This window comes from Pseudomonadota bacterium (assembly GCA_022361155.1).
In the GTDB taxonomy this organism is placed as follows: Bacteria; Myxococcota_A; Polyangia; order Polyangiales; family JAKSBK01; genus JAKSBK01.
This window is the reverse complement of sequence record JAKSBK010000030.1, coordinates 14280-28396: the sequence shown is the minus strand read 5'-3', so window position 1 is coordinate 28396 and position 14117 is coordinate 14280. Positions and strand designations below refer to the sequence as shown.

11 protein-coding genes are annotated in these 14117 nt (G+C 64.0%); 4 read left to right on the top strand and 7 right to left on the bottom strand.

From position 1 onward, the window contains the following. The 3 genes from MJD61_00965 to MJD61_00955 all read left to right on the top strand — a co-directional run. A partial coding sequence (locus tag MJD61_00965; protein ID MCG8553851.1) for an alanine racemase occupies positions 1 to 770 on the top strand: 770 nt, incomplete at its 5' end. 82 nt (positions 771 to 852) lie between these two features. Continuing rightward, positions 853 to 1011 (top strand): hypothetical protein, encoded by a 159-nt coding sequence (locus MJD61_00960; GenBank protein ID MCG8553850.1) that lies wholly within the window; start codon positions 853 to 855, stop codon positions 1009 to 1011. A gap of 173 nt (positions 1012 to 1184) precedes the next feature. Next, entirely contained in the window at positions 1185 to 1757 is a 573-nt protein-coding gene (locus tag MJD61_00955; protein ID MCG8553849.1) for a plastocyanin/azurin family copper-binding protein, read from the top strand. Between the two features lie 156 nt (positions 1758 to 1913). Here MJD61_00955 and MJD61_00950 read toward each other — a convergent pair whose 3' ends face one another. The 7 genes from MJD61_00950 to sodN form a co-directional block, all read right to left on the bottom strand. Continuing rightward, positions 1914 to 3833 carry a beta-N-acetylhexosaminidase gene (locus MJD61_00950; protein MCG8553848.1) on the bottom strand — a complete coding sequence of 640 codons (1920 nt, stop codon included), beginning with the start codon at positions 3831 to 3833 and terminating at the stop codon, positions 1914 to 1916. 549 nt (positions 3834 to 4382) lie between these two features. Continuing rightward, positions 4383 to 5525 carry a serine/threonine protein kinase gene (locus MJD61_00945; protein MCG8553847.1) on the bottom strand — a complete coding sequence of 381 codons (1143 nt, stop codon included), beginning with the start codon at positions 5523 to 5525 and terminating at the stop codon, positions 4383 to 4385. A 190-nt stretch (positions 5526 to 5715) separates the two neighbouring features. Further along, entirely contained in the window at positions 5716 to 7125 is a 1410-nt protein-coding gene (locus MJD61_00940; protein ID MCG8553846.1) for a porin, read from the bottom strand. Positions 7126 to 7695: 570 nt separating this feature from the next. Further along, positions 7696 to 10359 (bottom strand): valine--tRNA ligase, encoded by a 2664-nt coding sequence (gene valS / locus MJD61_00935; GenBank protein MCG8553845.1) that lies wholly within the window; start codon positions 10357 to 10359, stop codon positions 7696 to 7698. 315 nt (positions 10360 to 10674) lie between these two features. Continuing rightward, complete coding sequence (locus MJD61_00930) at positions 10675 to 11295, bottom strand: hypothetical protein (protein ID MCG8553844.1); 621 nt, start codon at positions 11293 to 11295, stop codon at positions 10675 to 10677. Then, on the bottom strand, positions 11292 to 11711 hold the full coding sequence (locus MJD61_00925; GenBank protein ID MCG8553843.1) for a S26 family signal peptidase: 420 nt from the start codon (positions 11709 to 11711) through the stop codon (positions 11292 to 11294). The genes MJD61_00930 and MJD61_00925 overlap by 4 nt, the downstream gene beginning before the upstream one ends. Before the next feature lie 16 nt (positions 11712 to 11727). Further along, on the bottom strand, positions 11728 to 12201 hold the full coding sequence (sodN, locus tag MJD61_00920) for a superoxide dismutase, Ni (GenBank protein MCG8553842.1): 474 nt from the start codon (positions 12199 to 12201) through the stop codon (positions 11728 to 11730). A 397-nt stretch (positions 12202 to 12598) separates the two neighbouring features. Between sodN and xylB the strand changes: the two genes are divergently transcribed. Continuing rightward, positions 12599 to 14080: a xylulokinase gene (xylB, locus tag MJD61_00915; protein MCG8553841.1), complete on the top strand. Its 1482-nt coding sequence runs from the start codon at positions 12599 to 12601 to the stop codon at positions 14078 to 14080. The last annotated feature ends 37 nt before the right edge of the window (positions 14081 to 14117 follow it).

Here is a 14117-nt window from a genome sequence, read left to right as displayed (position 1 = left end):
GGCATCGCATCCCCGTGCACGTGTATATCGATACGGGCATGAACCGCGTGGGAATGCCCTACTATCGGGCGCTGCCGTGGGTCGAGGATCTCGCTGCAAGCGGGGCAGCAAGGTTCGAGGGGATGTATACGATGTTTTCCGGAGCCGTTCGCGACGGTGCCGGCTTCGATAGCGAGCATCTGCGGCGGTTTCGCGAATTGATCGCCAAGATAAGGACCAAAGGTATCGGCACGGGTCTGCTGCACGGCGCTCCCTCCTACCAGGTCGTGCGTCTTCCCGCCTCGCATGAGCTCGACCTGATCCGTCCCGGGGGCGCAATCTACGGGATGCCGAACTACCGTCAGGATTCGTCGGGCAACACGGTCATGGATCTGCAGCCCGTGTTCCGTTTGAAGGCCAGGGTCGTGCGGGTGGAGCGACTGCGAATCGGGGAGGGGGTGAGCTTCCATCACCGCTACCGTGCGACTCGCCCCGTGTGGGTGGCTACGCTGCCGGTTGGTCACACCGATGGCTACCCCAGGCAGGCTGCCGACGGCGCCCAGGTCCTGGTCGGCGAGCGTCTGTATCCGGTAATCGCGGTCGTTAGCTCGAACCACACCATAATCGAAGTGGGGGATGAGCCGAGCGTGAGGGTTGGAGACGTTGCCACCTTGGTAGGACCGGAGCGTGAGGAAATCGCGCCCCAGGCGGTCGCTCTGGCCAGCGGCCTCGACCGCGATTACTGGATCATGACCAAGCTCAATGCGCTCCTACCGAGGATGGTCGTGTAGCCGCTACGGGGCGTTTGCCGAGACCGGCGAGTCCAAGCAACGTCGATCTCTTCGTCGTTCAGCGCGATCACCAGGCGACGGGGTGTTTGCCGAGACCGGCGAGTCCAAGCAACTGATCGTCCGTATCGTTGAGATGCTCACCAAGCTCGGTCACGAGTGGGATCCGGCTACGTCCACGCAGGGCGTCCACGCCCACGCAGCGTCCGAACCCTGCCGCCTCACGTTGGTCCTGGCCACCTGAAACGCGCCACTTCGCTCAGATCAACTGCCCTGTAATCGTCTTCAAGGCACTCCCTAGCCCCGCAGGCTCCTGGAGGTCGGGCGCTCGGTGAACGGTTGCGCCATCAACGTTGGACTACCGCCGGCCTTTGGGATAGTAAGGGGATGTCCCAAGATGCCCTTGCTGGAGGTCCCATGTCTCGTCGTCTCACAGCCGTTACGTTCGTCGTCGCCCTTGCGGTTGCTTACGGTGGTTGCGATAAATCCGAGCCCGCCACGGAGCCTGCCAAGTCTGCAGCGGAGCCTGCCAAGCCTGCAGCAGAGCCAGCGGTAGAGCCTGCGGCGCCCACTCCCGCGCCGACGCCGCCACCGGCAGACGTTGTCGCGAAGCCCGACGCCGAAGGTGTGGTGCGCATGACCGGCAACGACACGATGCAGTACAACGCCAAGCGCATCGAGGTACAGGGCACGAAGGTCAAGGTCGAGCTCAAGAACATCGGCCAGATGCCCAAGGAGGCCATGGGGCATAACTTCGTGGTGCTGGTGAGCGGCACCGATCCCATGGCCTTTGCCCAGGGTACCGTGACCGCGGTCAAGACCGGTTACATACCGGACGACAAGTCGAAGATCATCGCCCATACCAAGCTGCTCGGCCCCGGCGAGTCTGCCACCATCGAGTTCGAGCTCCCGGGCCCGGGCGAGTATCCGTTCGTGTGCACCTTTCCGGGTCACGCGGGCCTGATGCAGGGCGTGCTGGTCGCCACGTAGCCTTCCTTGAAAGCGGCAGGCACACATGCATTGGCTGCGATAGGTTCCGGCAGCGAGAGCTGCCCGGCGATCACACGGTCCATACTTGGTGGAATGGATTGGGCGTGTTTGTGGTCGACAGAGGCGAATGCCATGTTAGGAGGCGCAGCAGCGGCACTACGGGGCTAGCCTGATGTACAGGCTTCCGTGCGAGTCGCTGCCACCGTCCCCCCGGACCTGAGCCACGATGGTGTACGCGGCGCCAGGGCGGTGATTGAATAGGCGAAGTGCATACACGTTGTTTTCCGTGCGCGCGCCGGTCCTTCCGTAGTGGGTATCGCGATCCACTTCGACTCCATCTTGTTCCAGGGCGACCCAGTCGATCTCCAAAGCGTGAGCGCCCCGCTCGTATGCGAAGGTAGCCGTGTACGTGCCGCTGTGCTGGATCGCGGTGCTCACATCGATGCGGAACACGGTTTGGCCCGGCAAGCTCCAAGCAAAGCCTGGGGGCTCGTCGAAGTAGCTCACCTGAAGCGCGGCAAGCTGCGCTTTTCGTGCAGGCAGGCGCACGAGGAAGTCCTGCCAGTTCCTGTGTGCTTGTTCCGTCCAGCCCGTTTCCGCCAACGCAAGCGCCCTCGGATACGTCTGGTAATCGAGCTGATTCCGGTCGGGAATGTACTCGGTCCAGAGGTTTCCTTGCACGCCCAGCACGTGGTGCAATTGTGCCGGCGTGAGGCCCCCTGGAAGCGGGTCGTGGTCGTAGACTTCGCGCAGCGTGCTGAGGCCGCCAATGGACCAGGGATCACCGGGCTTGTGGGGCGTCTGATAGTGGTCGAAGTAATAGGTCGAATTGGGGCAGACGACCACGTCGATACCCAGCTGGGCAGCCTTCCGGGTCGAGCCCCTGCTGTCTCCGCGCCAGGCGAAAACGACTCGCTTACCGAAGTTTGCTCCACCTGGCTGGTTCTCGATGCCATCGAGGACCTCGTCCCATTCGCCGGGTATGCGGCCGCTGGCGCGGACGAAGTCATTCATGCGTTCGGTGAACCAGGCCTGAAGCCTGTGCCAACCAGCATCCTTGGGGTCGTTGACGATCGGGATGCCCAGCTGCTGCATCCGCATCTGCGCGACCGGACTATTCACCCATTCTTGCTTGGGAACTTCATCCCCGCCGAGGTGGACGTATGCACCGGGGAAGAGCTCGAACAGCTCGCGAAGCACGTTTTCAAGGAAGGTGAAAGTCTGCTGCTCCAGATTGATGATCGTGGTGGAAACTCCCGGGAAGGTGCGCACAGGGGGTGGGCTGGCCGGATTGTGCCCGCGTTCCGGGTACGCAGCCAAAAGGGCCACCATGTGTCCCGGCATGTCGATCTCGGGCACGAGCTGTACGTAGCGCTGTTGCGCAAAGCTCACGATCTCGCGGATGTCGCTCTTCGTGAAGAAACCGCAGTATCGGGTCCTGTTCAGGTCGCTCGGGCTGAAGCGTTTGCCGTGTTCGAAGTTCCAAGTTGCCTCACGGCAGCCGCCGATCTGCGTCAGCCTCGGGTACTGGTCGATCTGGATGCGCCAACCCTGGTCGTCGGTCAAATGGATGTGGAGCGTGTTGTATTTGAAGCGCGCCGCCAGGTCGATGAAGCGCATGACTTCTTCTTTGGGGAAGAAATGCCGCGAGACGTCCAGCATCAGACCGCGCCAGGCGAATCGTGGCTTGTCGCGCACGGAAACGCACGGGATCGGCCAAGCGGGCAGCACGCTGACCTGGGCTGCATCGATAGCAGCAGGCAGCAGCTGGCGCAGACTCTGTACCGCATAGAACAAGCCTTGAGGATGGGTTGCGCGCAGGACGACGTGCTGCTCGGAAACGTCGAGCAGATACCCCTCTGGACCCAGCGTAGGATCGGCCCCCTCGGTGGTCACGAGCACGGAGTACGGCGGCAGCTGCGGTCCCGGCGCGGGCGCAACAGGCAGCATGTAGCCTGTCGTTCGCCGGAACTCCCACGCCAGGTAGTCCGCGACGGGCTGACTCTGCGCGAAGTCGCCGCCCACGAGGACCTGCGAAACGGGAGCCAGCAAGAACGTGCCCGGGCACGTGGTCATCTGGTTCGGCTTGGGGATCAAATGGATCGGCTCCGGCGGCGGCGGCGGTATAGGCGGGTTCCAGGGCGCCGGGGGCATACCCGCGATTGGAGCGCCTCCCGCTCCGCCTGCAGGTGGCAAGCCGCCGCCGATTCCAGCTGCCGGTGCAGGCAGTTGACCTGACACGCCGGCCTGCGGGATCGCTCCTGCAGGGCCTGCGGTGCCGGGCATACCGGCGCCTCCGAGCCCGATTCCTGAAGCTCCGGCTCCGGCACTTCCGGGTCCCCCCGTCCCGGTCACGGGCGGTGGCAGCGCCGGGCTCTGGGTGCTGCAGCCCGCGAGCGCTGCCAAGAAGCTGAACGATGATAGGACCGAGCCGGTCTGGACCGAGCTACTGGCCCGGGGTCTGCGTCGTTCTAACGGAATCACTGCAAGCTCTCCTGTGCGAGCAAGAGCCTAGCACGGTCCCGAGGAACACCGCGAGCCGCGCGTCCCTGCGGCTCGCCTCGCGCGACGCGCCACGGTCATGTGCCGGTAGGCGAGGGCTTCCTCGAGGATTCGCGGCTCAAGCTACCCACTCGAAAAGAGGCGCCACAGTGCCCACAGCAGCGCGCAACCGGCCAACAGAGCGAGCCACTTCCAGCTCGCGCGAGCGGCTGGCTGCGCTGGTGCCGGGCGCCGTGCTGGTGCCGGGTGCTCTGCCAGGGCGCGTTGCTCGAGCGCCGTCATGACTCGGGTGTCTTGCGTGTCAGCTGCTGCGTGCCCCGCGGCTCGGACGGCGTCCCTGGTAGCAGTCATCACCAGAGTCTGCTGCGAATCCGTGTCTGCCGGATCCGGGGCTGGTTGCAGGTCTTGTAGTGCCCTTTCCAGCTCAGGCAGCAGGTGTTGCATGGATGGCCAGCGACCGTCCGGAGTCTTGGCAAGGCAACGCAAGACGAGGGCCGAGAGCAGCTCAGGTGCGGGCTGGCCGTGGATCGTGAGCGGCGGGACCGGCTTTTCCATGTGCGCCATTAACGTATCGAGCGCTTTGGGATAATCGAACGGCACGCGACCGCTGAACATCTGGTAGAGGATGATTCCGAGCGAATAGATGTCGAGTCGCTGGTCCTGGTCGGTGCCGCTGACCTGCTCGGGTGATATGTAGGGGGGCGCGCCGTAAAACGTGCCGGTCGCGGTCAGGTCGAGCGGCTGATTCAGATCCTTGGATAGTCCGAAATCCACGACCTTCACGAAGTCCCGTTCGTGGCCACGTTGCGTCATGATGATGTTGGAGGGCTTCAGATCTCGGTGGATCACCCCGATGGCATGGGCCTCGCGTAGCGCGCGCGCGATCTGGATCGCGATCCGCAATGCACGCTGTGCATCGAGCGCTCCCTCTTGCTGCAGGATCTCGCTGAGCGTCCGGCCTTCGATCAGCTCCATGACGATGAAGCACAGGCCCGGCGTGTGCTGGCCATAATCGAGCACGCGGACGGTGTGGGGCTCGTGCAGCTTCGCAAGCGTCGCAGCCTCGGCAACGAAGCGCTGCACCGACGGATCCCGCTCGGGCGACTGTTCGGAGCCCTGGTGCACCTTCACAGCGACCATCGGTCCCGAGGGTCGCTGCTCGGCGCGGTACACTTGGGCCATGCCACCGGACGCCAGGGGCTCGAGTATCCGGTACCGCCCGCGGATGATGCAACCGATCAGGGCGTCCGGGCTCGCGTCACCCATGCCAGCGGCGCCTCGCTTGGTCCCGAGTTTCGGGACGGGTACTGGTAGCACCAATCACAAGGTCACTAGGGGCTCGCGGAAGAATAACTCGGCCACCAGTGCATCCATAGACTGCTTGTCGATTCAGGCACAACGGCCCAGATATTCGGATCGAATACCTGGGCCGTTGTGGCGGTCGGCGTTGGAGTCGTCAGAACTTGAAGCGGGTGGAGCCGAAGACGCGGTGTAGGGTTCCCTCGGCATCCGCCGCTGCCGTGCCCGGGCCAGCTTCCCGCTGCCTCTGGGCGAAGACATGCTCGATGCCCACATACCATTTCTTGGTGACGTTCCAGATGATGTTGGTGTGCATCGAGAGCAGGCTCTTGTTCATACCCGCATAGCTCATGAACGCGGGGTCCGCGACGTCTGGGTTGTTCAGGGCCGCCGAGTAGGAGGGCGAGATGTTAAGCCGGATGGTGTCGGTCAACCACTGCTGGTAGGAGGCGGTAAAGCCCCAGATGTTGATCGGCTTGAGGTCCCCGTTCGGGGCCAGATAGGCGCCCGCATATGCGTTGTTGGCAACGTAGCGGCCCAGGCCGGGTCCGGCTGCAGCACGCAAGCGGAAATTGCTCTTGCCGATCGTGTCGATCCTGATCCCAATCTGGCCGCCGAAGGCGATGGCGGTGCTCTCCATCATGGGGCCTGCGTTGATGCGGAGCTCTCGCGCGATGCCCATGACGCTGAATTTGAACTTGTCGAGCTCGTAGTTGATCTGCCCCATCACATCAGGCAGCCGGTCCTGATCGGGCACCACCATCCCTGCGGCCTCCCTGAGGCCAGCGGCGCTGGCTCCGAATCCCATGTGGTTGAAGATGGTCGTCTCCGGGGTCTCCAGCGCAACGTTGTACGATGCGTTCTCCCCGAGGGATCCCCCATACCGGAGCATGTTCTGTCGGATAAAGATGCGGAAGGCAGGTGAGCCGAGGTCCACCTTCTCGGGTCGGGCAGGATGGTACATGAAGCTGGTCCAGTCCATGCCGATGTGGAAACCCTTGAAGTTGACGCGCGCGACGCGCAGCCGGCCCAGGGCGCTGTTGGTCAGGCGCTCGTTGCCCAAGGCGTTGCGCGGGCTGACCGAGTAGAAATCGAACTCGATGTAGCCGATGACGTCACCCAGCTCGGTAGGCGTGGTGGCGGTCATCCATATCCGGGTCTCCCTGGGGTTGAAGGTCATGTTGGCCCCGCCGTCATCGGCATCCGTAGTGGGGATCGCGCCGGGAAGAGTCTGGAACTCGAACAGATCCTCACCGCCGCCAAAGGTTGCCCGGGAGGCCGAGTTATAGATGAAGTCGGCCTTCACAAACCCACCGAGCTCGAGCTTGGTGGCCATGAGTCCGGTGGTCGGAGCGGCCGCGGCTGCCGCGACAGGTGCCGAATAGGCTGCTGGGGCCCCCTGCACCGGGGCGTGATGCGCAGGCGCGTGCGCCTGACCGGCTGCCATCGGTCCGACAGCGTGCCCGGTAGCCGCCGGAGCCGGAGGCGAATGCGCCGGTGCGGCGTGTCCCGCTTGCGCGGGAGTCTGGGCGTTGGCAGTGACGGACAGGGCGCAAAGCGCGAGCATACTTGCCGACCTTGCGAGCCAGCGGATCGTGGGCGTCGAGCCTTGGTCGATCGGTCGTGAATTTGGGGTCGGGCTAACAAACATGATACCTCCTGCACACTACGGTGGCATCCGGGCGATGCTCACCGTGCCTCTGGTTGCGAACCGCCGCGGGGCCATCGAAGAACCAGCGCCAGGCGCGCCCTAGTCTCTACACAAACAAAGAACTCGGGGAAAGAGGCTTTGTTGGGGACAATGGCCAAAAAGACGAGGGAATCTAAACCGTACTGCTGCCGCGGGTCAAATCTTCAGTCGGGGTCTGCTCGAATTTGTGCTGCATAGCGCACGATTCACGCGCAAACGCCACGACTTCGAGGCCTCGGGATCGACAGCAGCATGTACAAGACACTCCCCAGAGCCTGGTTGCTGTGCAATCAACAGCACGTTTGCGCACATTGCCGCGAGGTTGCGAACCATTCGGCGGGCTAGAAGCACCAATCGCGAGCTCACCTTCCTGAACCGCGCCCGAGCGGGCGAGGACCGGCTCCGCAACCCAGGCCGGCCGCCAGTGCACTGGTGGGCATTGTCAAGTCAGGCGCCGGCGGCGGGGTCGTGTGCTGGAGCCTCGAGGACCAGCTCGACGAGCTCGAAACCGTCCTCGGTGGCCGGCTGGCGGTCCACCCATTGCCAGTCCTTCGCTCGAGCGGCCAGGCACAAGTCGGTTTGCATCGGGGCGAGCGCGCTGCGCAGCGCAGGTCCTGCTGCCAAGATCACCCGGGCGGCCCGGCGCCCTGTCGAGCCCCCGAGCTCCCCTTTGCGCTTGTTGATCGCGCTGAACACCGAGCGAGCCAGCGCGAGCGCACCCGGCCGGCTCGGTTCGGACACGTGCGCAAGCTCGGCCAGCGTGGGCCAGGCCGCTTGATGAATGCTGGGGCGCCGGTGGTCCGCCGCGAACTGCCAGCTCCAGACTTCCTCCGTGATGAAGGGGATCACGGGAGCGAAGAGGCGTAGCAAGACGTTCAACGCCAGGCGTAACGTGGCAACGGCCGAACCGCGTTCGGCTTCGGTAACGCCGCCTTCCCCCCGGGCGCGACCCTTGACGAGCTCCAAATAGGTGTCCGTGAAGCTCGACCAGAAGAATTTCTCGGTCGCTGCGAGCGCTTCGGCGTACTCGAAGCGCTCCAGGGCGCCAGTGGCCTCGCTCACGAGCCCGCGCAGGTTGGCTATCAGCTCGCGGTCGATTTCTGCGCCGATCCGTTGCTCGGCAGCAGTTTGCGCGAGCACGTACTTGCCTGCGTTGAACAGCTTGGTGACCAGGCGCCTGCCGATTCTGAGCATCTGCTCGTCGAACGCGGTATCGGTGCCAAGGCGGGCGCGGGCCGCCCAGTAGCGTACGCTGTCCGCACCGTGCTTTTCGAGCAGCTGCATGGGCGTGACGACGTTGCCTCTGCTCTTGGACATCTTCTTGCGATCCGGGTCGAGCACCCAGCCGGAGATCACGACATGATGCCAGGGCGGCGTGCCCTCGTGCAGCAGGGCCTTGACGATGGTGTAGAAGGTCCAAGTACGGATGATCTCGTGACTCTGCGGCCGAATGTCGGCGGGGAAAAGCCGCGTGTGGCGTTCGGGGTCGATTCCCCAATGCGAACCCAGCTGCGGTGTGAGCGAGCTCGTAAACCACGTGTCGAAGACGTCGGTTTCGCCGGCGAAGCCGCCCGGGCGGCCTCGTTGCGACGCCTGGTATCCGGGCGGGACGTCGGTCGTCGGGTCGACGGGCAACGAATCCGCATTCGCCAGAATCGGTTGCTCGAATCGTGGTTGCCCTTCCGAGTCGAGCGGGTACCAGACGGGAATCGGCACACCAAAGAAACGCTGCCTCGAGATGCACCAGTCAAGCTGAAGGCCTTTGGTCCAGTCTTGGTAGCGCGCAGCCATGAATCCGGGGTGCCATTGCACGCGCTCCCCCATGGCGAGCAGCTTGTCCTTCTTGTCGAGCAAACGCACAAACCACTGCCGCGTGCTGACGAACTCGAGCGGCCGGTCGCCCTTTTCGAAGAACTTCACGGGGCGCTCGATGGGTTTTGGCTCGCCCTGCAGTGCAGCTCCAAGAGACTTCGCGCTCGCGTTGGCAGGGTCGCGCAGCAGCTCGACCGTTGCAGCACGCGCGGCGCCGATGCGTTTGCCTTGTACCTGCGCGTACAAGCGGTTTGCCTCGGCGGGCTCGAGGCTCTCCCAGCCCGGGGTTCCGAACTCGACGGGCAGCAGCCGGGCATCCTTGCTCAGGATTTGCCGGAGCGGGAGTCTCTGCTGCCGCCACCATGTCACATCGGTCGCGTCGCCAAACGTGCAGACCATTAGAATGCCGGTCCCCTTCTCCGGATCGGCGAGCTCGCTGGAGAAAATCGGGACGGGCACCCGAAACAGGGGGGTTATCGCACGCTTCCCAAAAAGACCGGCATAGCGTGCATCGCTGGGATGCGCGGTGACGCCCACGCACGCCGCAAGAAGCTCGGGGCGCGTGGTCGCGACCACGAGCACTTCGCCGGAGCCTTCCACGCCGAACGCGATGTCGTGGTAGTGCCCCTTCTGGGGGCGTTCCTCGATTTCGGCTTGCGCTACAGCCGTGAGGAAGTCCACGTCCCAGAAGGTGGGGGCTTGTTCGCTGTAGACGTGGCCCAGCTCGTAGCATTCAAGAAACGAGCGCTGTGCGGCCACGCGGCTGCGCTCGTCGATAGTGGCGTATTCCTGCGTCCAGTCGACCGAAAGGCCTACACGGCGCCAGAGCGTCTTGAATGCGTCCTCATCAACGCGTGTCAGCTGCTCGCACAACTCGATGAAGTTGGGGCGAGACACCCCCCGCGGCCGTTCGCGCTTGGCTACCTTGGGTTGCACCTGCGCGATCTCGAGTCCCGGAACGTAGCTCTGGTCGACGTCGACGCGCACATGGAAATAGTTCTGGACCCGCCGCTCCGTGGGCAGCCCGTTATCGTCCCACCCCATGGGGTAGAAGATGTTCTTACCCCTCATCCTTTGGTAGCGGACCAGGATGTCGGTGTGCGCATAGCTGAAGACGTGGCCGACGTGCAGCGATCCGGAAACGGTTGGTGGCGGCGTATCCACCACGAACGTCTTGTCGCGACCCCGCGATGGTTCGTAGCGAAAGATGCCGCTTTTCTCCCAGCGGCCGCTCCATTTCAGCTCGGCAGCTGCTGCATCGAAATGGCTGGGAAGGGACTGTGCGGATGTCTTGGTCATGAAGGATCGCCGGATTGCTCGAAGCATCGATCCGACCCGCGTTGGTCGGGGGCGCCGCACGGGTCGGGGGCGTGGATGCTTGCTTGGCGTCGTCTCCGATCGGCAGCTGGCCTGGTGTCCTGGAACAGAAATTCCTCACATGATTCGGCGGTCCTTGACGCCGATTGAACCAGCGACCGCCTTGCGACTATCTTCTTGAAACAGCTCTGCACTGCATCGAGATTGAACCGAAGCCGGCGTCGATTCGCCGGCTCCTTCGACGTCAATTGCTCGCCGAGTTATGCAAGTAATCACGGTTCCAGGACACTCGAACGATCAGCGGATGGCCTCGAACGACCACCAGATACCCACGAGCACGGAGGCGCATCCCGCACCCATCAGCAGCCAGGCGCGGTAGCGGGCAACGGTCGCAACGCGCCGCACGGGCACTCCCAGCATGCCGGCAACGGCAGCCATGGCGGCTGCGGACCCTACTCCGAAGACGCCGAGAAACAACAGCCCTGACCAGACGCCGCCCATGGCGGTCGAGGCGAGCACGACGACCGCTCCCGTGCCGGCGGCGCCGTGTGCGAGTCCCACCAGGAACGGTCGCCAACGAGACCCGGAGCCAAGCTCGGCGCTGGTTGGCACATCTTGCGAAAGCCAGCCCGCCTTGATCGCGCGCACGCCCAGCCCGATGAGCATCGCCCCGACGAACAGCTCCAGCGCGGTGTCCAGCCAGCTGGGGATGCTACCGCGCAGTCCAAGCACAACCGCTCCCAGCGCGAGGATCGCGACGGCATGACCCGCGCCCCACAGCGCCCCGATCGTAGCCGCCCGCCGCGGAGTTGCGTTCGTTGGTACGAAGGTGCCCACGGCAGCCAGGTGATCAGGCTCGAGGGCGTGTCTCACGCCGAGTACGAGGCCCATGAGGCCGCCTGCAAGGATCGGGCTCACGGCACCGCCGATCGAAATCGAAACGGCGATGCCCTTTCCGACCCGACGTCAAACAGGCGAAAGCCGCCGCTGCGGTCAAAGGAGAGGGTCACCGGACCGACGAGCTGCTCGGGCGCCAACGATCCGAATTGCCGGCTGTCACGTGCATGGACGGGGCTGTCGCTCATAACCGCGAAGCCTCGCGCGCCCACGGAAGCCACGCGTTTCACAAGCGCGACGCCGTCCTTCTCGGGTTCTGTAACGACCACGATCGCGTTTGGGATGGCGGGGAGCAGTCCGCGGGTGTCGACCAACACGCAAGCCCCGGGCTCGAGCGTGGGCCACATGCTGTCTCCGTGCACGCGAAACCATCGCCGCTGACCTTTGCACCAAGCTACCAGCTCGGCGACCGTGCCCAGGATCGTGGTGGCTATCATAGCTGGATACGGGACACTAGCCGGCGAGAACCCAATCCACCGTGCGGTTCTTGGATTCCCAGAAAATCTTGTGGATCTGCTGGATGGCTTCGAGCAGCTCGTCAGCGTGCACAGGGCTCACCTCCACCTTGCAGGCCGAGCACAGCTTGGCCGCTCTCCAGAACGTGTCGTGCAGGTCTGGATAGGCGCTGAGGTGCGGGGGCTTGAAGTAGTCGGTCCACAAGATGAGCAGCTCCCGTTTCGTGAGCTCGGCTTGCTCTTCCTTGATGGCAACGTAGCGAGCCAGCGTGTTGTGATAGCGCACCAGGGCGTCCCCGTCGGAAGGATCGGGCGGCGTCAATGCCAGGATCTTGTTCGTCATCGACCGGACGGCCTCCGCGGCGATTCGAGCGGCAGCCGGATCGTAGATGCCGCAGGGGCCGTCGCAGTGTGCGTGCGCGGGTTGCGCCGGAAGCCGGCGCTGGATTTGAGCTAGTAGTCGTCCAAACACTGTTCCTCCTAGGCGCTTTTTTCGCCTTGGTGAGCGAACGTACCGCAGACGCCCTGCGCCTGTGGCGCTACGGGAGACACTCTGCAGCCGGTTGCTCATGGTCTTGAAGGCCAGGACCGCGCTGCAGCGGAGCGCGCGGCCTCTCACCGCGTTTGGGACGTGTGTAGCCCAGACAACCCGCGCTTGCACCATCATTCTAGCCGAGAACTGAGCGTTTGAGCAGATCAATGAGCGTTTGAGCGGCCGCGACTCCGGACCGAGCATGACGCCGCGCTGCGGAGTTGGATGGCTCAGACCCCGGTGAACGGTTACCCCCTGCGCGTTGACCGGAAAGGACGTCTGCCGCTAGGCTCGGTGTCTTGGTTGCTCGTTCGGCCGCCACGAACGGCTCAGTAGCATGCGTACCGTTGTCGGGATCGATTTAGGCACCCAGAGTCTCAAGGTCGTCTTTTACGATCCTGACACTCGCCGGATCGCTTCAAGCGTGAGCGCGCCGATCGAGCTGCACCGGGACCAGGGAGGTGTTGCCGAACAGCAGGCGGATTGGTGGACCAGAGCACTCGCGGACGCGATGGCAGCGGCCGATCCCGGTATCCGGAAGAGCGTCGTCGCGATGGGCGTATCCGGGCAGCAGCACGGTTTTGTGGCGGTGGACCGTTCGGGCGAGGTCCTGGCGCCGGTCAAGCTTTGGTGTGACACGTCGACGGAAGCCGAGTGTACGGAAATCACGGCCGCCTTCGGGGGCCGCGAAGCGTGTCTCGACAAGCTGGGCAACCTGGTTCTTCCGGGCTACACGGCTTCCAAGATCCTCCGGCTCAAGAAGAAGCAGCCCGAGCTGTACGAGCGGCTGGACAGCATCTTGCTGCCGCACGACTACCTGAACTTCTACCTTACGGGCGAGCGCTGCGCAGAGAGCGGAGATGCTTCGGGCACAGGTTTTCTGGACATCCGCAAGCGAACCTGGTCGCCGGACATGCTCAGGGCGATCGACCCCGGTCGAGACCTGCTCGAGTGTCTGCCTCCTCTCAGAATAGAGAATGAAGCGATCGGCACGCTGCGCCCCGAGATCGCTGTACGATTGGGCCTGCCGCCAGGTGTGCCCGTTTCGATAGGTGGCGGCGACAACATGATGGGTGCTATCGGCACGGGCAACGTGCATGCGGGGCAGGTCACCATGAGCCTGGGGACTTCGGGAACGGTCTATGCCTACTCCGATCACCCCGTCATCGATCGCAAGGGAAGCATCGCCGCATTCTGTTCGTCGACCGGCGGCTGGCTTCCCTTGCTCTGCACGATGAACTGCACGGTGGCAACGGAGCTCATGCGCGCTCTCCTCGGCGCGGCGATGGGATCCTTTGAGGCACAGATTCAGTCTGCGCCGGCGGGCGCTGAGGGTGTCATCACCGTGCCCTTTTTTGGTGGAGAACGCACTCCGAATCTACCAAACGCCCGAGGCTGCATCGTGGGCCTGCAGGCGTGCAACGCCCGGCCGGAGAATCTGCTGCGTTCAGCAGTGGAGGGCGCCACCTTTGCCTTGCGATTCGGTCTCGAGCGACTCAGGGAATTGGGGGTTGGTGCGTCCGAGATAGTCTTGACCGGAGGTGGCGCCAAGAGCGGACAGTGGCGTCAGGTCGTTGCCGACGTATGCGACGTACCTGTGACGGTCTTCCAACAGGACGAGGGCGCCGCATTTGGCGCGGCCATGCAAGCGTTGGAGCTCGCCGAGGGCCGCGCCAGTCTGTCCAGGTTGCTGCCGGACCACCTCACGCGCGACCAGGATCGCTGCTGCGATCCGGTGCCGGATCGGGTGCGACTCTACAACGAGATCTTTGGCGAATACCAGCGGGCAGTCGCCGCTGCGACGAATCTGTACGGGTGAGCCGGAGAGCCTCCCAAGGTAAGCATAAGCACTCGGG